Source organism: Streptomyces sp. NPDC059695 (assembly GCF_042733785.1).
Classification (GTDB): Bacteria; Actinomycetota; Actinomycetes; order Streptomycetales; family Streptomycetaceae; genus Streptomyces.
The window spans coordinates 226444-248225 of the sequence record NZ_JBHWFF010000009.1 but is presented as its reverse complement, the minus strand read 5'-3'; the positions used below and the strand labels follow the sequence as shown (position 1 = coordinate 248225).

Genomic DNA, 21782 nt, shown 5'->3' with positions numbered 1-21782 from the left:
CGTTGTGCCCACCCTCCCCCAAGCTCTCGGCTTCGCTCGAGCAGGGGGGACCCCCATCGCCCCAGCGGAACGATTGCCCACAACGGGCGGGGCGCAGCCCACAACGGACCGGCGGGGGCGTCGTCCGCAGAGGTGCCGCCCAGCTACGTGGACACCCGGAGCAGGACCACCGACCGCGCTCCCACCGTGATCGTCCCGCCCCCCGGGTGCGACGTGCCCGGGGCCTCCGACTGGTCCTCCCTCGACGTGTCCACGATGAGTTCGTACGTCGCCGCCCACGGCGGGCCCGGGAGACGGAACTCCAGGGGCCGCGAGCCCGCGTGCAGGACCGCGAGGAAGCTGTCGTCGGTGATCTGCTCGCCCCGCTCGTCCCGGCCCGGGATGTCCCGGCCCGACAGGTAGAGGCCGAGCGTGGCCGTCGGCGCGTACCAGTCGCGCTCCGTCATCTCGGTGCCCCCGGCGGTGAACCAGGCCAGGTCCCGCAGCCCGTCGGCGCCCTGCGGCCGGCCGGAGAAGAAGGCCCGGCGGCGCAGGACCGGGTGGCGGTGGCGCAGCGACAGGAGCCGGCGGGTCAGGGCGAGGAGGCCGCCCCGGCCCGGGTCGTCCGGCAGCGACCAGTCGAGCCAGCCCAGCTCGTTGTCCTGGCAGTACGCGTTGTTGTTGCCGCCCTGCGTGCGGCCCGTCTCGTCGCCGGCGACGAGCATCGGGACCCCGGTGGACAGCAGCAGGGTGGTGAGGAGGTTGCGCTGCTGGCGCAGGCGCAGGGCGTTGACCGCGGGGTCGTCGGTCTCGCCCTCCGTCCCGCAGTTCCAGGAGCGGTTGTCGTGGGTGCCGTCCCGGTTGCCCTCGCCGTTGGCCTCGTTGTGCTTGCGTTCGTAGGTCACCAGGTCGCGGAGCGTGAAGCCGTCGTGGGCGGTGACGAAGTTGACGGAGGCGTACGGGCGGCGCCCGCCCCAGGCGTACAGGTCGCTGGAGCCGGACAGCCGGTAGCCGAGGTCCCGCACGTCGGGCAGCGCCCCGCGCCAGAAGTCCCGTACGGCGTCCCGGTAGCGGTCGTTCCACTCGGTCCAGAGCGGCGGGAAGGCGCCGACCTGGTAGCCGCCGTTGCCCACGTCCCAGGGTTCCGCGATGAGTTTCACCCGGCGCAGGACCGGGTCCTGGGCGATGACCGCGAGGAAGGGGGAGAGCATGTCGACGTCGTGCATCGAGCGGGCCAGCGCCGCCGCCAGGTCGAAGCGGAAGCCGTCCACGCCCATCTCGGTCACCCAGTACCGCAGGGAGTCGGTGATGAGGCGGAGGACCTGCGGCTGCACCACGTGCAGGGTGTTGCCGCAGCCGGTGTAGTCGGCGTAGCGGCGGGCGTCGGACTGGAGGCGGTAGTAGCCGCGGTTGTCGATGCCCTTCAGGGAGAGGGTGGGCCCCAGCTCGCCCGCCTCCGCCGTGTGGTTGTAGACGACGTCGAGGATGACCTCGATCCCGGCCGCGTGCAGGGCCCGCACCATCCGTTTGAACTCGCCGACCTGCTGCCCGGCCGTCCCTGAGGAGGAGTAGCCGGCGTGCGGGGCGAAGTAGCCGACGGAGTTGTAGCCCCAGTAGTTCCGCAGCCCGCGCCGCAGCAGATGGTCCTCGTGGGCGAACTGGTGCACGGGGAGCAGTTCGACCGCCGTCACGCCGAGCCGGACCAGATGGTCGATCGCGGCCGGGTGCGCGAGCCCGGCGTACGTGCCCCGCAGGTGTTCCGGGATGCCCGGGTGCAGCTTGGTGAAGCCCTTGACGTGCACCTCGTAGATGACGGAGTCCTGCCAGGGCGTCTTGGGCCTGCGGTCGTCGGACCAGTCGTCGTCGTCATGGACGACGACGCCCTTCGGGACGTACGGGGCGGAGTCCCGCTCGTCGCGGACGGTGTCGGCCACGTGCTGCTGCGGCCAGTCCCGGACGTGCCCGTACGCCTCCGGGGGCAGCGCCGCGAAGTCGCCGTCGACGGCCCGCGCGTACGGGTCGAGGAGCAGCTTCGCCTGGTTCCACCGGGCGCCCGTCCACGGGTCCCAGCGGCCGTGCACCCGGTAGCCGTACCGCTGTCCCGGCCCGACGCCCGGCACGAAGCCGTGCCAGATCTCGTGCGTCAGTTCGGTCAGCGGCAGCCGGGTCTCCGTCCCGGAGGCGTCGAAGAGGCACAGCTCCACGGCCTCCGCCCCGCCCGCCCACAGGGCGAAGTTGGTCCCCGTCACCCCGCCGGGTCCGACCCGGCACCGGGCCCCCAGCGGGGTCGGTGCCCCCGGCCACACCGGTGGCCCGGCCCGCTCCAGGGCATGCTCCGGTACCGCCTCCTGCTCGGCTGCGCTCGCCACCGTCCCGGCCTCCCGCGGCTCGTCGGGCCCGCACCCGGGGGAGCGGCGGCGTCCCGGCCGCCGCTCCCGCGGGTGGTCCTCCCCCTGTTCTGCCCGCACGGCCCTGCTCCCAACATGACCCGCACGCACGTTTCCCCTGGAGGGTGGCCGTCGTTGGGCCGAGCGTGAGACTTGTATGGAAGCGGGCGAGGCGCGCCCTGATGGCGGCGGGACTGACGGCGGGGCTGGCCGCGGGGCTCGCGGGCTGCACCGGAGCGGACGGCGGAGGGGGCGTCGGCATCGGTCTGCCGGGCGTGGCGCGGGCCCCGGGCGACGTCATCCGGGTGAGTCCGGAGGACGGCAGCCGGGCGGTGCCGGCGGGCGGGCCGGTCGAGGTGGCACTGGACAGCGGGCGGCTCGAACGGGTCACGGTCGCCCAGGTCGAGGACGGCCGGCGGACCGAGGTCGCGGGGGAGACGTCGGCGGACGGGCTGCGCTGGCGGCCCCGGCCGGGCACCCGCCTCGCGCTGGCCGCCAAGTACAGCGTGGACGCGGTCGCGCTCGACGGGCAGGGCCGCCGCTCGGCCCGGCACACCACCTTCACCACCGTGGTCCCCGAGTCCCGCTTCATCGGCTACTTCAAGCCGGAGAACCGTTCCACGGTCGGCACCGGCATGATCGTCTCCTTCGGTTTCAACATGCCGATCGAGAACCGGGCCGAGGTCGAGCGTGCCGTCCGCGTCACCTCGGATCCGCCGGTGGAGGTCGTCGGCCACTGGTTCGGCAAGGAGCGGCTCGACTTCCGCCCCGCCGCGTACTGGCGGCCCGGCACGAAGGTCACCGTCGAGCTCGGGCTGCGCGACGTCGAGGGGGCGCCCGGGGTGTACGGCATCCAGCGCAAGACCGTCGGGTTCACCGTCGGCCGCTCCCAGACGTCCCTCGTCGACGCCGAGGCGCACACCATGGAGGTCCGCAGGAACGGCGAGCTCCTCGCCACCGTGCCGATCACCGCGGGCGCGCCGAAGACCACCACGTACAACGGGAAGATGGTCGTCACCGAGCTGTACGACGTGACGCGGATGGACGGCAGGACGGTCGGCTTCGGCGGCGAGTACGACATCAAGGACGTGCCGCACGCGATCCGGCTGACCGACTCGGGCACCTTCCTGCACGGCAACTACTGGGCCGACCCGTCCACCTTCGGCTCCGCGAACGTCAGCCACGGCTGCGTGGGCCTGCGGGACGACAAGGGCGGCAGCGCGGACTCGCCCGCGGGCTGGTTCTTCGACCGGACGCTCATCGGCGACGTGGTGGAGGTGGTCAACTCCCACGACAAGGAGGTCGCCCCCGACAACGGTCTCGGCGGCTGGAACCTGGGCTGGAACCAGTGGAAGGCGGGCTCCGCGCTGCACTGACGCGGGGGCGCCCGTCCTCGCCCGCTCCTAGCACGCCGATCGGGACGGAACGGTGACATTCACGAAGAACTTTCGTGTCCTGCGGTGTGATTATCTAGCGCTGTGTGCGCGAGTGGATGCGCACGGGGGTGGGGCCGTGGCGCAGCCAGGCCGTGCGAGGGGAGACGACCACAGTGAACGGGCAGCCGATATCGGGGGCATCGGTCAAGAGCGGGCGGCGGCGCGGGGGCGTCGCGCTGCAGGCCCTGGCGGCGGGGGCGATGCTCCTGGTGCTCACCGCCTGCGGCGGCGGTGAGACCGCCACCGGCGGGGGCGCGGGCCAGGCCCCGGCGGCCCAGGGCGGCGGCAAGCAGGAGAACGCGGCCTCGCAGGCGGTCGTGACGATCCTTCCGAAGGACGGCGCCGACTCGGTCGCCACCAGCGGGGCCCTCAAGGTCACCGCCGAGCAGGGCAAGCTGACCACGGTCACGGTCGCCGACTCCAAGGGCACCGAGATCGAGGGCAGGATCGCCGCGGACGGCGCCAGCTGGTCGCCGACCGCGCACCTGTCGGCGGCCACCCAGTACAAGGTCCACGCGATCGCGAAGGACACCGACGGCCGCGAGTCGGCGAAGGACACCACCTTCACCACCCTCGTCCCGAAGAACACCTTCATCGGCCAGTACACGCCCGAGGACGGTTCGACCGTCGGCGTCGGCATGCCGGTCTCCATCAACTTCACCCGGGGCATCACCGACCCCGAGGCCGTCGAGAAGGCCATCAAGGTGACGGCCGTCCCGGCCGTCGACATCGAGGGCCACTGGTTCGGCAACGACCGCCTCGACTTCCGTCCCAAGGACTACTGGGCCGCCGGCACCAAGGTCACGGTCGCGCTGAACCTGGACGGCGTCGAGGGCCGCCCGGGCGTCTACGGCAAGCAGAAGAAGACGATCTCCTTCACCATCGGCCGCCGTCAGGTCTCCACCGTCGACGCGAGCGCCAAGACCATGAAGGTCGAGCGCGACGGCGCGGTCATCAAGACGCTGCCCATCACCGCGGGCGCGCCGTCCACGACCACGTACAACGGTCAGATGGTCATCAGCGAGAAGTACAAGGTGACCCGCATGAACGGGGCCACGGTCGGCTTCGGCGGCGAGTACGACATCAAGGACGTGCCGCACGCGATGCGCCTGTCGAACTCGGGCACCTTCGTGCACGGCAACTACTGGGCCCCCGCCTCCACCTTCGGCTCGTCGAACGTCAGCCACGGCTGCGTCGGCCTGCAGGACGCGCGGGGCGCGGGCGACAGCTCGATGCCGGCGGCCTGGTTCTACGACAGCTCGATCATCGGCGACGTCGTGGTCGTGAAGAACTCCAAGGACAAGCAGATCACGCCGGAGAACGGCCTCAACGGCTGGAACATGGACTGGTCGGAGTGGATCGCCTAGTCGTACGCGACGGAGTGCGGGCCCGGTGCTGTGAGCAACAGCACCGGGCCCGCCGGCGTTAACGGACACTAACCTTTCCCCATGACTGTGAACCTCGAAGTCGCCGAAGGCGTCGGCACGATCCGCCTCGACCGCCCCCCGATGAACGCCCTGGACGTCGCCACCCAGGACCGGCTGCGCGAGCTCGCCCAGGAGGCGACCGACCGCGACGACGTGCGGGCCGTGGTCCTGTACGGCGGCGAGAAGGTGTTCGCGGCCGGCGCGGACATCAAGGAGATGCAGGTCATGGACCACGTGGCCATGGTCAAGCGCTCGCGCGCCCTCCAGGACTCCTTCACCGCCGTCGCCCGCATCCCGAAGCCGGTCGTCGCCGCGATCACCGGGTACGCGCTCGGCGGCGGCTGCGAGCTGGCGCTCTGCGCCGACTACCGGATCGCCGGCGACAACGCCAAGCTGGGCCAGCCGGAGATCCTCCTCGGCCTGATCCCGGGCGCGGGCGGCACCCAGCGCCTGTCCCGTCTCGTCGGCCCCTCCAAGGCCAAGGACCTGATCTTCACGGGCCGCATGGTGAAGGCCGACGAGGCCCTCACGCTCGGCCTGGTCGACCGGGTCGTCCCGGCCGCCGAGGTGTACGGGCAGGCGCACGCCTGGGCCGCGAAGCTGGCGCAGGGCCCCGCGGTCGCCCTGCGGGCCGCCAAGGAGGCGATCGACCAGGGGCTGGAGGCCGACATCGACACCGGCCTGGCCATCGAGCGCACCTGGTTCGCCGGTCTGTTCGCCACCGAGGACCGCGAGCGCGGGATGCGCAGCTTCGTCGAGGAGGGTCCGGGGAAGGCGAAGTTCGCCTGACGCCTCCACGGGAGTCCGCCCGACGCCGCCACGGAAGGGTGACGACCCCTCACGGGAGGGTGACGTCCCCTCACGCGACAGGTGACGATCCTTCACGGAACGGGTGACGTTCCTTCACGGGCGGGGGCCGATTCCACGGGAACGGCCCCCGCGCGCCGCTCCGTGCGGCCATGATGGGGGGCATGTCGGGCCTGGAGGGTAGGGAACAACCGCGGCAGCGCGCGAGCGCCGCCGCGCCGCGGTGGTCACCGGCCGCCGACGACGAACAGGCCGCCCTCCAGGTGGAGTTGTACGGCAACCCGGCCGAGGACGACGTCCGGCTGCCGTCCCGTCCCGAGTCCGCCTGGGTGGCCCGCAGGCTCACCCAGCACGTGGTGCTCCGGCAGTGGGGCCTCGGTCCGCAGATCGCCGAGCACGCGGTGCTCCTCGTCTCGGAGCTCGTCGGGAACGCCGTCCGGCACACCGGCGCCCGGGTCTTCGCCCTGCGCCTGCAGCGGCGCCGCGGCTGGATCCGGATCGAGGTGCGCGACCCCTCGCGCGGGCTGCCCTGCCTGATGCCGGTGCACGAGCTCGACGTCAGCGGCCGGGGACTCTTCCTGGTCGACAAGCTCGCGGACCGCTGGGGCGTCGACCTGGCGCCGCGCGGCAAGACGACCTGGTTCGAGATGCGGGTCGCGGACCGGCCCTGACCCCCGTGGTCCCGGACGCACGGAAGCCCCCGTGCGCCATGGTGAGGCGCGTGGGGGCTTCCGTGTGGTGCGCCGTGGACGGGGGGGTGTATCCACGGCCGCTATGTCGACCTGGCCCGGGTCAATGGGGGTCGTGTCTCCGACTATGGCAGACAGGTGGCCTTGTCGCCAAAAGTCCCTACTGGGGCAAGCTGGGTCAAAAGCGGACAGTTCAATAGTGAATCGTTGGTGACGTGCAGCACCCGCCTTGTAAACAGTGAATGGCTATGCGGTTCATCGGTTGTTTCTCGGGGTCGTCCGCATGCTGGACGCCGTGCGTATGCCTGCAAACGTCCTGAATTGGCCTAATCGTGACCAATCGGGCGACATCCCCTTTGAATGGTCGCGTGAAGCCGACCGACCGCCGTGGAGCCCTCCGGGCGGGCGCGGCCGCCGCCCTCGCGGGAGCCCTCGCCACCGCCTGCGGCACGGACCCCCGCCCCGCCCCCGCCCCCGCCGCCGGGCGCAGCCCTGCTCCCGCGCCCGCCGCCGCCCCGGCCCCCCGGCACTTCCCCGGACAGCCCGACGAGATCGCGCACGGCCCGCGCGACCGGCCCCGGGTCGCCCTCACCTTCCACGGCCAGGGCGACCCCGCCCTCGCCACGCGGCTGCTCACCGAGGCCGAGAAGGCCGGCGCCCGTGTCACCGTCCTCGCCGTCGGAGGCTGGCTCGACGAGCACCCCGCCCTGGCCCGCCGCGTCCTCGACGGCGGCCACGACCTCGGCAACCACACCCAGCGCCACATCGACATCAACGCCATGACCGAGACCGAGGCCCTCGCCGAGATCGAGGCCTGCGCCACCCGGCTGCGCCGGCTCACCGGCTCCGTCGGCACCTGGTTCCGCCCCTCCCGCACCCAGCACGCCGGCCCCGCCGTCCTGCGCGCCGCCCGCCGCGCCGGATACCCGCACGTCCTCTCGTACGACGTCGACTCGCTCGACTTCACCTCACCCGGCGCCGCGGCCGTCGTCCGCAACGTCACTGGGCAGGTCCGCGCCGGATCCGTCGTCAGCCTGCACTTCGGCTACCCGGACACCGCCGCCGCGCTGCCCCTCCTCCTCGCCGACCTCGACCGCCGCGGCCTGAGCGCGGTCACCACCACGGAGCTGCTGAGCTGATGGCACACGTCACGAAGAGAACACGCGCCCTCCTCGCCGCCGCCCTCCTCGCCGGCCTCGCCGGCTGCGGCACCGGGAGCCACCCCGAGGGCGCCGCCCCCGTGAAGAAGGCCGCCGCCGTGCCCAAGGCGGCCCCCGCCGGACTGCCGGGGATGCCGCCCCCGCTCGACCCGCACGACGTCTACGCCGCCGACCGGCCGAACCAGCTCTCTCCCGTGGTGCGGAACTTCCCCTCCCGGGTCTACGTCCCCAACACCAACTCGAACACCGTCTCCGTCATCGACCCCACGACCTACCAGGTCGTGGAGACCATCCCGGTCGGCGTCCAGCCCCAGCACGTCGTCCCCTCCTGGGACATGAAGACCCTCTGGGTGAACAACAACCGGGGCCACACGCTCACCCCCATCGACCCCGCCACCGGAGTCGCCGGCAAGCCCGTCGAGGTCCACGACCCGTACAACCTCTACTTCACGCCGAACGGCAAGTACGCCATCGTGATGGCCTCGCTCGACCGCGAGCTCGTCTTCCGCGACCCGCACACCATGGAACGGAAGAAGTCCGTCCCGGTCAGCTGCTACGGCGTCAACCACGCCGACTTCTCCGCCGACGGACGCTACTTCGTCGTCTCCTGCGAGTTCTCCGGCGAACTCCTCAAGGTCGACACCGAGAAGATGGAGGTGATCGGCCAGCAGAAGCTGCCCTTCGACGGCGCGATGCCGCAGGACGTGAAGATCTCGCCCGACGGCAGGACCTTCTACATCGCCGACATGATGGCGCACGGCATGTGGGTCCTGGACGGCGAGAAGTTCACCACCCCCACCCTGCTCCCCACCGGCAAGGGCTGCCACGGCCTCTACATCAGCCGGGACTCGCGCGAGATGTACATCTCCAACCGCGGGGAGGGCTCGGTCTCCGTCTTCGACTTCGGGCAGAACAAGCTCACCAAGAAGTGGAAGCTCCCGAACGGCGGCTCCCCCGACATGGGCGGCGTCTCCGCCGACGGCAAGGTCCTGTGGCTCGCCGGACGCTACGACTCCGAGGTCTACGCGATCGACACCACGACGGGGAAGCAGCTCGCCCGCATCCCCGTCGGCAGCGGCCCCCACGGCCTCGCCGTCTACCCCCAGCCCGGCCGCTACTCCCTCGGCCACACCGGCATCTTCCGTTAGCGGTACGGGGCGGGCCGGGGCGGTGGCGGGCCGGGCCGGGCGACACCGCGCTCAGACGGCGGTCAGCAGCGCCTCCGAGGCCACCGGGCGGTAGCCCGCCGCCTGGAAGACGCGGACGCTGCGGGCGTTGCCCGGAGCCTGCTGGGCCCACACCACGTCGCCCGGCGTGAGGTGGCGGGCCGCCGTCGCCAGGGCCCGGCCCAGGCCCCGGTGGCGCACCTCCTCGTCCACCTCGACCGCCGCCTCCCAGCGGCCCGCGACCCCCCGGCCCAGGATCAGGACCCCGCCCTCGGCCGCCCACACCCGGACCTCGTCGCGGTACTTCAGGGCCCGCGCCACCCGGGGGTGCGAGGGATCGTCGATCTCCCGGAGCTCCAGCGGGGGCGGGCCCGGCAGCGCGTCGGCGACCGTGAGCAGGTCGATCGTGTTCATGCGGCGGCCGGTACGGGCCATCAGCGCCAGCAGGAAGGCCGGGTTCATGCTCGCCGCCAGCGGGTCGGCGGACGTGGCCGCCAGCTCGGCCCGCACCCAGTCGGGGTCGGCGTCCGTGAAGACCACCGAGTGGGCCGTGAAGGCGAGCACCCCCGCGTCCCGCGACCCGGGCTGGGGCACCACCGTCGTCGCACCGTCCGGAGGAGGGAACTCCCCGTGCGCGGCCGCTGCCAGGATCCGTGCCACCTCGTCGTTCATGCCCCCATCATCCGGCACCGGGGAGCCAGCTAATCTGACCCCCGTCAGAAAAGCACCGAGAAGGGGCGGACACAGTGGCGGACATCGACGACGCACGCAAGGCATTCAACAGTTTCGACACCGACGGGGACGGATTCATCACCGCCGCGGAGTACAAGAGCCTCATGGCGAAGCACGGCGACTTCAACGTCACCGAGACGGTCGCCGAGGTGCTCATCAAGCAGCGCGACGACAACGGCGACGGTGTGCTGTCCTGGGACGAGTTCTGGGCGCACTACAGCAAGGCCTGAGCCGGCGCCTGACGCCAGGCCCCATCCACCGGGTCCCGGTGGGCGCAGCGACCCCGTGTCGCCGCCCGCCCGGGGCCCGGTGTCGTCTCCGGCGGGGGGGCGGCGGGCGGGGGGGCGCGGGGCGCGGGGGCGTGGGGGGCGGGGGGTTAGGGGGCGCGGGGGGGGGGGGGCGGGGGGGTGGGGGGCCGCGGGCCCCCCGCCCCCCCCCGGGGGGGCGGGGGGGGCGCCCCGCCCCCGCGCCCCCGCCGGGGGGGGGCGGGGGGCCGCCCCGGGGGGGCCCCGGGGGCGGGGCCCCCCGCGGCGCACGGTGGCGTGGCCGGATCTTGATCCGGGCCCGGATGCGGTTCCGGCCTGGGCTTTTGGCCGGAAGGCGAGGGTCCGCTCGGAGAGCCCCTCCGTTTTCCCCGCAGGTCGTGCGGCAGCTCATTGCCAGGCAGCTTCCTGGCCTGTCCGGAAGCGGACAGGCGGGCCCCCGCGGTGATTACCTCTGGGTGTGCGGCCGGGAAGGCTGAAAACCCCCGGCCGCCGAGAACCTCCCGAGAAGCGCGTACGGCCGCACCCGTACCGCAGCCGCCCTGGAATGGAGACCCGCATGTCCTGTCGCCTCCGCGCCACCAGCAGCATCCTCGCCACCGTCGCCGCCGCCGTCCTCGGCGGAGTCCTGCTCGCGTCCCCGGCCCAGGCCGCCCCGGCGGCGCCCCCGGCGGTCACCCAGGGCGGTGACGACTTCGTCTGGCCGACGCCGCCGAACCCGGAGCCGCCGCGCTTCCCCTGCGTGCCCACGCTCCCCGGCCTGCCCTGCATCCCCCAGATCCCGGACGACTTCGTCTGGCCGACCGCCCCCCGGGACTGACCACCATGAGCGTCACCCTCGCCGCGACCGCCGCGCGCCCCCTTCAGATCCACTCGCGGCGCGTCGCCTGCACCCCGGCCTCGAACCGGCTCGACGCCCCCAGCCGCTCCATCAGGTCGGCGACGATCCGCCGCTCCGTCCGCACCCCGATGCCCAGCGCACGCGCCACGGCCTCGTCGGTCAGACCGCTCGCGAGCAGCTGGAGCAGCTTGCGCTCCTGCGGCGTGAGCCCACCGGGCAGGGCGTCCCCGGGCCCGTCGAGCGGGGAGGCGTGCTCCCAGTACGCCTCGAACAGGGCGCGCATGGCCAGGACCACCGGCTGGCTGCTGAAGAGCAGCGCGGACGGCTGGGCCTGGCCCGGCAGCCCGGCGACGACCGCCGCCGTGGTGTCCACGATGAGCAGCCGCATGGGGAGCGTCGGCGAGGTACGGATCTCGCTGCCGCGCTCCGCCATCCACTGGGCGTGCGCCCGGGTGACCCGGTCCCCCGCGACGCTGTCCAGATAGACGGTCCGGAAGCGCACCCCCCGGTCCATCGCCCGCTCGTTCAGGGGCCGGCCGGCCTCCACGGACTCCTCGGTGAGGGCCCGGCCGGGGTGGAAGGCGAGCGACTCGTGCGTACAGGACTCGGCCAGGGCCTCCAGCCGGGTGCGGATGTCGTCGACGTTGTCGAGGTGCTCCGCCCCGTCCAGACCGCCCGACCGGCCCGAGGCCGTGTACTCGGCGGCGAGGGCGGCGAGCGCCGCCCGGTTCTGCTCGATCCGCTGCTGCCGCGAGGCGAGTTCGCGCTCCTCCCGCTGGAGCAGCACCTTCAGGCCCAGCGACGGGTTCACCGCCCGCACCCCGCCCGGGGTGTCCCGTGACGGTGCGAGCAGCGACAGCCGCGTCAGCAGGACGAGTGCCTCCGCCACCTTCTCGGTCGTACAGTCCAGCAGCTTCGCCAGCCGCTCCGGATCGTGCTCCTTGTGGAACAGGATCGCGCGATAGACGCCCAGCGTGTGCTGATCGAGCGATGAGACCTCGTCCATGTGGTGCCCCCTTGCCGGGCGGCCCGGGCCCCCCGAATCACCCCATTCACACGATCAGCACGCTACCCGCTCGACGATCTCCTCGAAAGGGCGTTCTCGTGGCCCGTACAGGTTCCCCTCCGCCTCGGCTCGACGGTCTCGTCGTCCTCGTCGTCGACGCGACGACGGGCATCGGCCGGGAGCTCACCACCCGGCTCTGCGCGGCCGGGGCGATCGTCGCCGTCGTCGGCGCCGGCCACCCGGGCCGCGGTGACGACGCCGCGACCAACGCCGCCTTCCTCTGCAAGGAGCTCAACGACCTGGGGCTCGTGGCCCTCCCGTACCGGATCGACATCGGCGACCCCGCCGAGGCGGCCCGGCTGCCCGGCCAGATCGCCGCCGACGCGGGGCCCGTCGCGGCCGCGGTCGTCGTGCTGCCGGCCCCGGGCGCCGCGGAGGGCCTGCGGCACGCCTTCCGGATCGTCTCGGCGGCCCTCGCGGGCGCGCTGCCCGCGGACGCCCGGCACATCGAGCGCGCCCCGGCCGCCGGGCACGGCCCGGAGCCGGCGACCGCCGAGGACCGGATCTGGGTCCGCTCCGTCGTCGACGGCCTGGCCGCCGACGCGGCCCGCGCACCCAGCCGCTGACCGTCCGCACACCCACTGCGAGAAGTCACCACGGGGGAGAGACATGTCCATTCGCGTCGTCGTGGCCGGTGACCACCAGCTGGTCCTGGAGGCCTTCGCCGAGACCCTGAACGGCACCAACGGCCTGGACGTCGTGGGTCTGGCCACGACCTTCGAGGCCGTCCTGCCGGCCGTGCAGCGGCACCGGCCCACCGTCCTGCTGCTCGGCGAGAGCACCATGGGCGGCAAGGCGCTGCGCGCGGCCACCGAGGTCCGCTCGCACCATCCGAGCTGCGGGGTGGCGCTCATGGTCGGCGCGGCCACGCCCTCCGTGGTGGACCGGGCGGTCGCCGCCGGAGCGCTCGGCGTCGTCCCCAAGACGGCCCGGCTGCCGCAGCTGATCACCACCCTCGTGGGCGTCGCGGGCGGCTGCCTCACGGTCGACCCGGGGCTGCTGCGGACCCCGGCGGCCGGGGAGGCGGTGCTCAGCGTCCGCGAGACGGACGTGCTGCGGCTGACGGCGGGCGGGGCGACGGTCAAGGAGATCGCGGGGGAGCTCTACCTGGCGGCGGGGACGGTACGGAACCTGACCTCGGCGGCGATCAAGAAGCTCGGCGGCCGCAACCGGTTCGACGCGGCCCGCATCGCCACCGAGTGCGGGTTGCTGTGAGGGCCGTCCGGGCCCCCGGACGCGAGCCGGCCCCGGCACGGGGCGTGCCGGGGCGGGGCGTCACGAGAAGGTGGTGCGCGGTGCTCCTACTTCTCCAGGCAGAACTCGTTGATCGGGTAGCCCACATGACGGTCGGCCGTCGGAAGGTGACCCAGGATGCGGTCGCCCGGCTTGAGCTCGGTGCTGTTCAGCACCGCGGCGCCGGGGCCGAGGACCCGCACGTGCCAGTCGTCCTGGAGGATCAGGTTGACCGTCTGCCCGCTGGGCGCGACCGCGTCGATGGAGATCAGCGGACGGGTCTCGATCTTCACCCGGCCGACGCTGACGGGACGGGTGCGCCCGTCGACGTCGACCGCCAGGACGGAGCTGCCGGCGTGCAGCTCGCTCAGGTAGTGGGTGCGGCCGTTCTGCCCCACCGTGTACGAGTGCAGGGCACCGGCGTTGACCCGGAACGGGCGCGTCGGCATGTACGGCAGCGGGTGGGTCTCGCTGACGCACAGGACCATGCCCTTGGAGTGCGAGCCGACGAGGATGCCCTCGTCCTTGCGGAAGTGCGTGGTGGTGTCGACGCAGGCCCGCTCGCCCATCCCGATGTGCGTGGTCGCCGTGACCTCCAGCTCGACCAGGGAGATCTCGCCGCCGTGGGCGGTCGCCGCGGTCCGCAGCGCCGTCGCGTCACCGACCGTACGGCCCCGCATCAGGACCCCGTCCGAGCCGTGCTCCAGGACGCCGTACAGGATCTCGGCCTCGTCGGTGTCGGCGGCGGTCGTCACGATCGAGCCGGGCGCGCCCGAGGCGGCCGCGATGACGATCTCCAGGGGGATCTTCGTCGGGTCGCGGAAGTCGAGGACGCTCCACGCCTCCAGGCGGGCCGCCAGGCAGGCGTCCTCCAGGGTGTCGGCGTCGACGATCTCCACGTACCGCCCGAACTGCGTGTCCGGGTGGGCCGCTTCGAGCTCGGCGCGGCCGTCCCGCGGGCCGGGCACGATCACCACGTCGGCCCCGCCCAGGTCGGCGGGGACGGTCGCCGCGCCGTCCTCGAAGAGCAGGACCTTGCGGACGGTCGGCGGCAGCCCGGCGAAGACGGCCGGGTCGGCGGCGACGATGCCGTCGATCCTCTGGTGCACCGCCTCCTCCAGGACGGCGGCGGTGGCGGCGCCGGCCTCGCGGATGTCAAGCCAGCACAGTTTGGCGTCCGTCATGATGCGGACCTCCTGTCAGGTGGTTGTCGAGAGATGAGTCGTCGAGGTGATCGGGGGTGAGGCGCTCGCTGTGCACGGGACCCTGGCCGGGGTCGGTGAACGGGCCGCCCGCGAAGTGCTGTTCGGGGAAGTGGTGCACGATCCGGGCGACCTTGGCCGCCAGCGCGCGCGGGTCCTTGGCCTGGAAGATGTTGCGGCCCATGGCCACCCCGCCCGCCCCGCCGGCGATGGCGTCCCGGACGTACGCCAGGACGTCCTCCTCCTCGTCGAGGGCGGGCCCGCCCGCGACGAGGACCGGCACCGGGCAGGCCGCGGTCAGGTCGAGCATCTCCGCGGTGGATCCGAGGAAGACGGTCTTGACCAGGTCCGCGCCCAGGTCCGCGGCGATCGTCACGGCGTGCGCGACGACCGCCGGGTCCCGCGGGTCGCTGATCCGCGGCCCGCGCGGGTACACCATGGCGAGCAGCGGCAGGTTCCAGCGGTCGCAGGCGTCGGCGATCCTCCCGAGGTCGCCGATCTGCTGCCGCTCGTCGTCGGAGCCGAGGTTGACGTGGACGCTGACGGCGTCCGCGCCGAGGCGCAGGGCCTCCTCGACGCCGGCGACGACGTACTTGGCGTTCGGGTCGAGCGCCTGGCTGGTGCTCGCGTTGAGGTGGATGATCAGCGACATCGCGGCGAACCGCTCCGGGCTGATGTGGCGCACGCTGCCCTTGTGCACGACGACGGCGTCCGACCCGCCGGCGGCGATCCTGGCGGCGAGCTGGTCGAGCGTCGTGCCCTTGGGCACCACCGGACCGTCGTGGATCGAGTGGTCGAGAGGAGTGATCATCAGGCCGGCCGTGCTGTGGCGGTAGAGCCGCCGTAGCCGCAGCGACCGGGCGAAGTGGCCGTAACCGGTCATGGGACGCCCTTTCTGGTTCGCGAGGAGGCGTGATCGGGCTGGTGACCCGGTCCGCGCGCGCGGACGGGGTCGGCCCGCGCGGTGGCTCCGCGCGGGGAGCTGGGGGCCGGGCCGCCGGTGCCGGCGGGATCGGCGGCGGGATCCGGCGGCGAGACGGAGCGCAGATAGGCGCGGTCCGGTTTGCCCGACGGGGTGAGCGGCAGCCGGGGCCAGACCGAGACCCGTACCGGCGTGTGCTCCGGGGTCAGCGCCGCGGCCACGTAGCCCCGCAGGTCGCAGGAGGTGTGCCCGGCCCCCGAGTACAGCTCGACGGCCGCGTGCACCTGCTCCACCCAGTCGCGGTCGCGGACCCCGAACACCGTCGCCTGGCGCACCTGCGGATGGCGCATCAGCGCCTCCTCGATGGCCGCCGGATCCAGCTTGAGACCGCCGTGCTTGATCACGTCGCCGATCCGGCCGTCCAGCCGCAGATAGCCGTACCGGTCCGTGTGCCCCAGGTCGCCGGTGCACAGCCAGCCGTCCCGGAACACGGTCCCGGTGCGTTCCTCGTCGCCGAGGTAGCCGGCCGTGACGGTGGGTGAGCTGATCCAGATCTCGCCCGTCACCCCCCGCTCCACCTGCGGTCCGCCGTCGGGGCCGCGGATCTCCACCCGGACCCACGGGAACGGGCGGCCCGCCGAGCCGAGCAGTTCCGGCTCGCGGTGGTCCAGCGGATTGAGGCTGCTGATGCCGCCCGCCTCCGTCGTTCCGTACACCTGGATGAGGACGTCGCCGAAGAGCTCGACGGCCCTGGCCACCCGTGCCGGCGCCGCCGGTGTGCCGCTGTAGGTGATGCGGCGCAGCGAGGACAGATCGGTGCGCGGGGCGGCCGGATGGTCCAGCAGCCGGTAGAGGTGCGGCACGGCCAGGTACACGTCCGTCACCCCGTGGCGCTCGAAGGCGTCCAGGACGTCGCCCGCGTCGAACTCGTCGTGCAGGACGACCCGTCCGCCGCTCGCGAGGACCGCGTCGGCCATCGGCGCGGTCGTGTGGCTGATCGGCGTGACGGACAGCAGCGTCGCGGGTCCCCGGGGATCGAGGCCATGGGCGAGGCGGCGGACGAGCTCCTCACGCGTGTCGTACCGCTGGGCGACCATCTTCGGCCGGCCCGTGCTCCCGCTGGTGAACTCGACGGTCGCGAGGTCCTCCGGGCGCGGCTCGGGCAGTCGGTCCGGCAGCGGTCCAGGGGGCTCCGCCGCCGTCCCCCGGGGGAGGCGCAGCACGGTCGTCTCCGGTACGCGGCGGGTGAGCCACTCGCCGCGCTCGGCGCTCTCGTCGTCGACGAGGAGCACCGCGACCCGGAGGTCCTCCAGGAGCCGGGCCTGGGTGGCGACCGAGAAGGTCTCCGTGTCGGTCCGCGGGTTCATCGACCGCACGTACACGGAGGTGGCGCCCAGGAGATGGACGGCGTACCGGGCGGCGAGCATCGACGGCCGGTTCGGGCCGGTCAGCACGGCGACGGTGTCGCCGGGGCGGACGCCGCGGGAGTGCAGCAGGGCGGTCGTGGCCCGCACGGAGCCGGCGAGCCGGTCCGCCGTGACGGCCTCGTCGGCGTGGTCGATCACCACGCGCCCCGGGTCCTTCCCGAGGGCGTCGAGAATGCGGCGTACGTACATCGTTCCTCCTTTCCGAAAGAGACGGGAATTCAGGGGAAGGGATCAGGAGATGCGCATCTGCGCCATCATTCCCATGGCGCTGTGGTCGATCATGTGGCAGTGATAGGGGAAGACCCCGCGGTGCGTGTCGAACGTCAGCTGGAGTTTCGCGGTCTGTCCCGGGAAGAGGAGCACCGTGTCCTTCAGTCCCGCCTCCGCCGGATAGACCGGCATTCCGTCCCGTTCGAGGATGCGGAACTGCACCAGGTGCGTGTGGAAGTTGTGCGGGATCGTCGTGCTGGTGTTCTTGACCGTCCACACCTCCGTCGTGCCCCAGGCGATCTCGGTGTCGATCCGGTCGTGGTCGAAGGTCTTCTCGTTGATGTACGCCTGGTGGCCCGTGCCCGGCTCGTCCATCCGCAGCTCGAAGGAGCGCTCGACGGTCGGCACGGGCAGCGGCGGCAGGGTCCCGAGGACGTCCGGCACCCGGCTCGGGTCGTCCACCTTCTCCTCGACGTCGAAGCGCATGATCTGCCCGACGAGTTCGGTCGGCCCCGGGCCCAGCATGTTCGACAGGGTGACCTGGGTGCCCGGGGCGTACCGCGAGAAGTCGATGACGAAGTCGGCGCGCTCGCCGGGGGAGAGGACGATCACCGGCGAGGGCGCCGGCGCCGCGAGCAGCCCGCCGTCCGAGCCGATGTGCACGAGGGGGCTTCCGTCGGAGAGCGCCATCACGAAGATCCGCAGATTGCAGGAGTTGACCATCCGGAAGCGGTACTTGCGCGCCTTCACCTTCAGGTGCGGCCACGGTGCGCCGTTGACCAGGAGGGTCGTGCGGTTGAGGGCGTCGTCCATCGTGTAGACCATCTGCCCGGCCGCGTCGAAGTGCGCGTCCCGCAGCACGAGCGGCACCTCGAACTGCCCCGAGGGCAGCCCCAGCGCGTCCTCGGCCTCGTCGCCGAGGAGGTAGAGCCCGGAGAGGCCCCGGTAGACGTGCTCGGACTCCATGTGGTGGGCGTGGTCGTGCGTCCACAGGGTGGCGCCCACCTGCCGGTTGGCGTACACGTAGGTCTTCGAGGCGCCCGGCTGGATCAGGTCCATCATCCCGCCGTCCTGCTCCTGCGGGTTGGCCCCGCCGTGCAGGTGCACCGAGGTCGGCATGGAGAGGCCGTTGACCTGCCGGACGACGGCCGTGCGGCCGCTGCGGGCCCGGATGGTCGGGCCCGGGAACGTCCCGTTGTACGTGAGGACCTCGGTCTTCAGGCCGGGCAGGATCTCCACCCTCGCCCGGCGCATGGTGACCGCGTAGTAGTCGGCCGAGCGCGTCCGCCGGTACGGGGCGAGGACCTTCGGCCGGGGCAGCGGCACGGTGAAGGGCGTGACCGCGGGCGGCCCGGCCGGAGGCTCGGCGGCCACGGCCGGGGTGCCGGAGGTGAGGCCCTGGAAGACCCCGCCGGCCGCGCCGACAGCGCCGACGGCACCGGCGGTGAGTCCGAGTCGTATCGCATGGCGGCGAGTGAACACAGCGGATTCCTTACGTGACGGGTTTTCCGGGAGCGAGGTTCTCGTTGATTCGCTCTCCGAGCATGGGCGCGAACGGGCCGCATTCCGAGGGAGTTCGACCCGGCGCTTGCATGTGTCACGCGATCGATGACCTCGGTCATTTCCGCCGGTCGGTACGGGAATGCGGGACTCCGGGATGACGGGCGTCATTTCCTTCCCGGGAAACGTCACCGATTCCGGCGGCGGCGGAGCGGGGCCGCATTCCCGGCGCGAGAGTGGCGACCGGCGTCTGCCCTGCGGGCGGCGCCGTCCCGTCCGCCGGCGCCCGGGCCGCTCGGCCCCGGCGCCGGACCACCGTCCACGCGCCCACGGAGGCCCCGTGCAGACCACGCAGACCCACGCATCCGCCGTCGAACCCGAGGTCCGGGACTCCGGCGACCCCGGGCGCACCGCGCCCACCGCGCCGGCGGCCGAGGCGTCCGTCCCCCTCCCGCCCGCCGCGGGCGAACCCGCCCCCGCCGTACCGGCGTTCACCGGTGGGGTGCGGGTCCTCCTCGCCGAGGAGGGGGACGTCGCCACCCTCGCCGGGCCCGCGACCTCGCTCGCCGTCCGGCCCGTCCGCGGCGGGGTCCGGACCGCGCTGCTGCGCCTCGCCGAGGGGCCCCTGCCCGCCGAGGAACTGTACGAGGGGCTGCTGCCCGCGGAGCGCGTCCACGTCGAGCGGATCCTCGGCCGCGCCCGGCACCTCGTCGCCCACGCCGTCCTCGCCCGGAGCGGTGACGTGCGACGGGTGCTGGTGCGGCTGGAGCCGGTGGCCCGCGACGCGGAGTACCGCCCCGTCGCCGTCCGGCCCGACGCGACCGTACGCCTCTCCCGCTTCGCGTTCTGCCGCAGCCGCGACGGCGCCCTCGTGCTGGAGTCGCCGCTCGTGAAGTTCCGCGCCGTGCTCGCCGACACCGCCGCCCGGACCCTGGCCGCCGCCCTCGGCGAGCCCGGCACCCCCGGCCGGCTCGGCGCGGACGCCGGCCTCGACGCGGCCTCCACCGCCGACGTCCTCGGCCACCTCGTCGGCGCCGGCTTCGCCGAACTCGCCGACGAGGACGGCGCCTTCGCCTCGGACGCCGAACCGGTCCTGCGGCAGTGGGACTTCCACGACCTGCTCTTCCACTCCCGGATCCGCTCGGGGCGGTACGACGACGTCTTCGGCGCCGTCTACCCGCACCGGGGCGCGATCGAGCCGCGGCCGGCCGTGCGCCCGGTGCCGGAGGGGCCGTTCGTGCCCCTGTACCGGCCGACCCGCGAGGAGATCGCGGAGCGCGACCCGTCCCTCACCACCGCCATCGAGACCCGGCGCTCCATCCGCGGGTACGGCGAGAAGGAGATGACCGCGCGCCAGCTCGGCGAGCTCCTCTACCGGGTCGCCCGGGTCCGCGCCCACTACACCCCCGAGCCGGGCGGTGCCCGCGACGAGGTGGTCTCGCGGCCGTACCCGAGCGGCGGCCAGGGCTACGAGCTGGAGCTGTACGTCACCGTGCGGCGCTGCGCGGGCCTGGAGCCCGGCATCTACTACTACGACCCCGTCGGCCACCGGCTGGTCCTGCGCAACGACGAGGAGGCCGACCGCGAGTCCCTCTTCCACGTGGCGTCCCGGGCCACCGGCATGGAGGCCCGCCCGGACGTGCTGGTGACCGTCACGGCCCGCTTCCAGCGCATGTCGTGGAAGTACCGGGCCATCGCCTACGCGACGACGCTCCGGCACACCGGCGTGCTCTACCAGACGATGTACCTGGTCGCGACGGCCCTCGGTCTGGCCCCGTGCGCCCTGGGCAACGGGGACGCCGACATGTCGGCCAGGGTCCTGGGCCTGGACTACCTCCAGGAGTCCTCGGTGGGGGACTTCCTGCTCGGCAGCCGGCGTCCCGACGACTCCGTCGCAGGTGAGCCGGGGGAGGGGTGGCGGATGCTCAACAGCCCCGAGTGGTCCCTTCCCGAGAATCCCTGAGCCTTTCGGCGTGACGCCCGTTATTCCGGGCGTGATAAACGTCAGGCTGAGCCGGGAAAGGCTGGTGCACCCGGGGGCCGGTCAGCATTATTGGTGATGCAGCCGAACGGTTGCCGAGAAGAAATCCGAAAGGAATTCACATGAGCATCGACGACATCAAGAACGGCGACGACAAGGCGTTCGACGACTTCAACGTCGACGAGCTGGAGACCCTCGAGGTCGCCCAGGGCGTGGCCCTCCCGGAGATGGGTGCCTCCAGCGGCTCGATCGGCACCTCGTCCTCCTCGTCCTCCACCTGCTCCGCCTGCTGAACATCCCCCGACCGAAACACTGAAAGGAAACACAGCATGAGCATCGACGACATCAAGAACGGCGACGACAAGGCGTTCGACGACTTCAACGTCGACGAGCTGGAGACCCTCGAGGTCGCCCAGGGTGTCGCCCTCCCGGAGATGGGTGCCTCCAGCGGCTCGATCGGCACCTCGTCGTCCTCGTCCTCCACCTGCTCGGCCTGCTGACCGAGTAACCGAGGCTGAACGCACGACGCACGAAGGATGCGACCGCCCGGCCCAGGCCGGGTGGCGCATCCTCGCGTGCGTTTCCGCGCGTGTGTCTTCCGCGCGGGTGTCTTCCGCGTGCGCGGGTGGTGTCAGCCGCGCAGGGCGACGTGGAAGGACGAGGCCCACAGCACGAGCGCCGCGCCGAGGCCCACCACCGTGCGGATCGTCTCCGCCGTGGTGCCGGCCGCCAGGACGGCGAGCCCCACCAGCGCGACCGCCGTCAGGAGGATCGCGGTCCACTTGTACTGTCCCTGGTCGAAGAGGCGGGCCAGCGGGAAGAAGTGCAGCCCCACGACCAGGCAGATCCCGACCGGGATGAACTCCGGGTGGCCCGAGGCGTTCGACGCGGCGATCACCGCGAAGATCGCCACCAGCTCCGCCGCGTTGACCAGGCCGACCCCCCGGTTCCACTTCTCCGGCAGCCGCACCAGGCGGGTCACGGGACCCGCGGTGCCCCGGAAGGCCAGGACCACCGCGCCGGCCGTGACGACCGCCGCGACGACGCCGACGGTGACCGAAACCGGCACCGCCGCTATCCCCGAACCACCTGCGAAGGCCCATACCAGGGCGAAGACGGCGAGGACGATCGCGCCGCGGCGGCGCAGATTGCGCGTGAGCGCCAGGCACTCCGCGTCGGTGGTTTCCGTAGTCATGGCGCGGACACTACAGCGATCATCCGACCGGGTTGTCTATTTTCAGCCAGTCCGATCCCGCGAGGCCGGCGGAGGCCGTGGCCCGAGCGTCACGGAAAGCGTGACACATGTCAGCGCCGATTCCTTTTCCCTGTTCCGCCGCAATTCCCACGCGGCATG

At 72.8% G+C, this 21782-nt stretch carries 21 protein-coding genes; 13 read left to right on the top strand and 8 right to left on the bottom strand.

What is annotated here, in order from left to right:
- Positions 1–143: 143 nt before the first annotated feature.
- Positions 144–2348, bottom strand: coding sequence for a glycogen debranching protein GlgX (gene glgX / locus ACFV2S_RS14445; RefSeq protein WP_385557743.1), 2205 nt, complete (start codon positions 2346–2348; stop codon positions 144–146).
- A gap of 200 nt (positions 2349–2548) precedes the next feature.
- Between glgX and ACFV2S_RS14440 the strand changes: the two genes are divergently transcribed.
- The 6 genes from ACFV2S_RS14440 to ACFV2S_RS14415 all read left to right on the top strand — a co-directional run bounded on the left by ACFV2S_RS14440 (position 2549) and on the right by ACFV2S_RS14415 (position 9033).
- Positions 2549–3742, top strand: coding sequence for an Ig-like domain-containing protein (locus ACFV2S_RS14440; RefSeq protein ID WP_385557741.1), 1194 nt, complete (start codon positions 2549–2551; stop codon positions 3740–3742).
- 173 nt (positions 3743–3915) lie between these two features.
- The gene (locus ACFV2S_RS14435) at positions 3916–5169 is read left to right on the top strand and encodes an Ig-like domain-containing protein (protein WP_385557739.1); all 1254 of its coding nucleotides are present in this window, start codon (positions 3916–3918) and stop codon (positions 5167–5169) included.
- A gap of 81 nt (positions 5170–5250) precedes the next feature.
- Positions 5251–6018: an enoyl-CoA hydratase/isomerase family protein gene (locus ACFV2S_RS14430; RefSeq protein WP_385557736.1), complete on the top strand. Its 768-nt coding sequence runs from the start codon at positions 5251–5253 to the stop codon at positions 6016–6018.
- Between the two features lie 170 nt (positions 6019–6188).
- The gene (locus ACFV2S_RS14425) at positions 6189–6707 is read left to right on the top strand and encodes an ATP-binding protein (RefSeq protein ID WP_383791486.1); all 519 of its coding nucleotides are present in this window, start codon (positions 6189–6191) and stop codon (positions 6705–6707) included.
- 386 nt (positions 6708–7093) lie between these two features.
- The gene (locus ACFV2S_RS14420; protein ID WP_385557731.1) at positions 7094–7864 is read left to right on the top strand and encodes a polysaccharide deacetylase family protein; all 771 of its coding nucleotides are present in this window, start codon (positions 7094–7096) and stop codon (positions 7862–7864) included.
- Entirely contained in the window at positions 7864–9033 is a 1170-nt protein-coding gene (locus ACFV2S_RS14415) for a YncE family protein (protein ID WP_385557728.1), read from the top strand. The genes ACFV2S_RS14420 and ACFV2S_RS14415 overlap by 1 nt, the downstream gene beginning before the upstream one ends.
- A 51-nt stretch (positions 9034–9084) precedes the next feature.
- Here ACFV2S_RS14415 and ACFV2S_RS14410 read toward each other — a convergent pair whose 3' ends face one another.
- Entirely contained in the window at positions 9085–9723 is a 639-nt protein-coding gene (locus tag ACFV2S_RS14410) for a GNAT family N-acetyltransferase (protein ID WP_385557725.1), read from the bottom strand.
- Positions 9724–9797: 74 nt separating this feature from the next.
- On the opposite strand from ACFV2S_RS14410, the gene ACFV2S_RS14405 reads away from it, so the two are divergent.
- Positions 9798–10013: an EF-hand domain-containing protein gene (locus ACFV2S_RS14405; protein WP_361402221.1), complete on the top strand. Its 216-nt coding sequence runs from the start codon at positions 9798–9800 to the stop codon at positions 10011–10013.
- Positions 10014–10605: 592 nt separating this feature from the next.
- Positions 10606–10866, top strand: coding sequence for a hypothetical protein (locus ACFV2S_RS14400; RefSeq protein WP_383694598.1), 261 nt, complete (start codon positions 10606–10608; stop codon positions 10864–10866).
- A 43-nt stretch (positions 10867–10909) separates the two neighbouring features.
- Here the strand turns inward: ACFV2S_RS14400 and ACFV2S_RS14395 are convergent, their stop codons facing one another.
- Complete coding sequence (locus tag ACFV2S_RS14395; RefSeq protein WP_383791471.1) at positions 10910–11893, bottom strand: LuxR C-terminal-related transcriptional regulator; 984 nt, start codon at positions 11891–11893, stop codon at positions 10910–10912.
- 98 nt (positions 11894–11991) lie between these two features.
- On the opposite strand from ACFV2S_RS14395, the gene ACFV2S_RS14390 reads away from it, so the two are divergent.
- Positions 11992–12519 carry a hypothetical protein gene (locus ACFV2S_RS14390; protein WP_383791468.1) on the top strand — a complete coding sequence of 176 codons (528 nt, stop codon included), beginning with the start codon at positions 11992–11994 and terminating at the stop codon, positions 12517–12519.
- A gap of 43 nt (positions 12520–12562) precedes the next feature.
- On the top strand, positions 12563–13168 hold the full coding sequence (locus ACFV2S_RS14385; RefSeq protein ID WP_382870026.1) for a LuxR C-terminal-related transcriptional regulator: 606 nt from the start codon (positions 12563–12565) through the stop codon (positions 13166–13168).
- Positions 13169–13254: 86 nt separating this feature from the next.
- On the opposite strand, the gene ACFV2S_RS14380 is transcribed toward ACFV2S_RS14385, so the two are convergent.
- The 4 genes from ACFV2S_RS14380 to ACFV2S_RS14365 are packed head-to-tail and all read right to left on the bottom strand — an operon-like array spanning position 13255 to position 18429.
- Positions 13255–14370: a 3-dehydroquinate synthase II family protein gene (locus tag ACFV2S_RS14380; RefSeq protein WP_383791463.1), complete on the bottom strand. Its 1116-nt coding sequence runs from the start codon at positions 14368–14370 to the stop codon at positions 13255–13257.
- On the bottom strand, positions 14342–15271 hold the full coding sequence (locus tag ACFV2S_RS14375) for a 2-amino-3,7-dideoxy-D-threo-hept-6-ulosonate synthase (RefSeq protein ID WP_383791460.1): 930 nt from the start codon (positions 15269–15271) through the stop codon (positions 14342–14344). Before ACFV2S_RS14375 ends, ACFV2S_RS14380 begins: the two co-directional genes overlap by 29 nt.
- A complete protein-coding gene (locus tag ACFV2S_RS14370) occupies positions 15268–16926 on the bottom strand; it encodes a class I adenylate-forming enzyme family protein (RefSeq protein WP_385557718.1) in 1659 nt (552 codons plus the stop codon). The genes ACFV2S_RS14375 and ACFV2S_RS14370 overlap by 4 nt, the downstream gene beginning before the upstream one ends.
- Positions 16927–16968: 42 nt before the next feature.
- A complete protein-coding gene (locus ACFV2S_RS14365) occupies positions 16969–18429 on the bottom strand; it encodes a multicopper oxidase family protein (protein ID WP_385557715.1) in 1461 nt (486 codons plus the stop codon).
- Between the two features lie 358 nt (positions 18430–18787).
- On the opposite strand from ACFV2S_RS14365, the gene ACFV2S_RS14360 reads away from it, so the two are divergent.
- The 3 genes from ACFV2S_RS14360 (at position 18788) to ACFV2S_RS14350 (ending at position 20928) form a co-directional block, all read left to right on the top strand.
- A complete protein-coding gene (locus tag ACFV2S_RS14360; protein ID WP_385557712.1) occupies positions 18788–20410 on the top strand; it encodes a SagB family peptide dehydrogenase in 1623 nt (540 codons plus the stop codon).
- 140 nt (positions 20411–20550) lie between these two features.
- A complete protein-coding gene (locus ACFV2S_RS14355) occupies positions 20551–20721 on the top strand; it encodes a thiazolylpeptide-type bacteriocin (protein ID WP_189799760.1) in 171 nt (56 codons plus the stop codon).
- A gap of 36 nt (positions 20722–20757) precedes the next feature.
- Positions 20758–20928, top strand: coding sequence for a thiazolylpeptide-type bacteriocin (locus ACFV2S_RS14350; RefSeq protein ID WP_189799760.1), 171 nt, complete (start codon positions 20758–20760; stop codon positions 20926–20928).
- A gap of 131 nt (positions 20929–21059) precedes the next feature.
- On the opposite strand, the gene ACFV2S_RS14345 is transcribed toward ACFV2S_RS14350, so the two are convergent.
- Positions 21060–21623: a DUF7010 family protein gene (locus ACFV2S_RS14345; protein ID WP_383791450.1), complete on the bottom strand. Its 564-nt coding sequence runs from the start codon at positions 21621–21623 to the stop codon at positions 21060–21062.
- Positions 21624–21782: the final 159 nt, after the last annotated feature.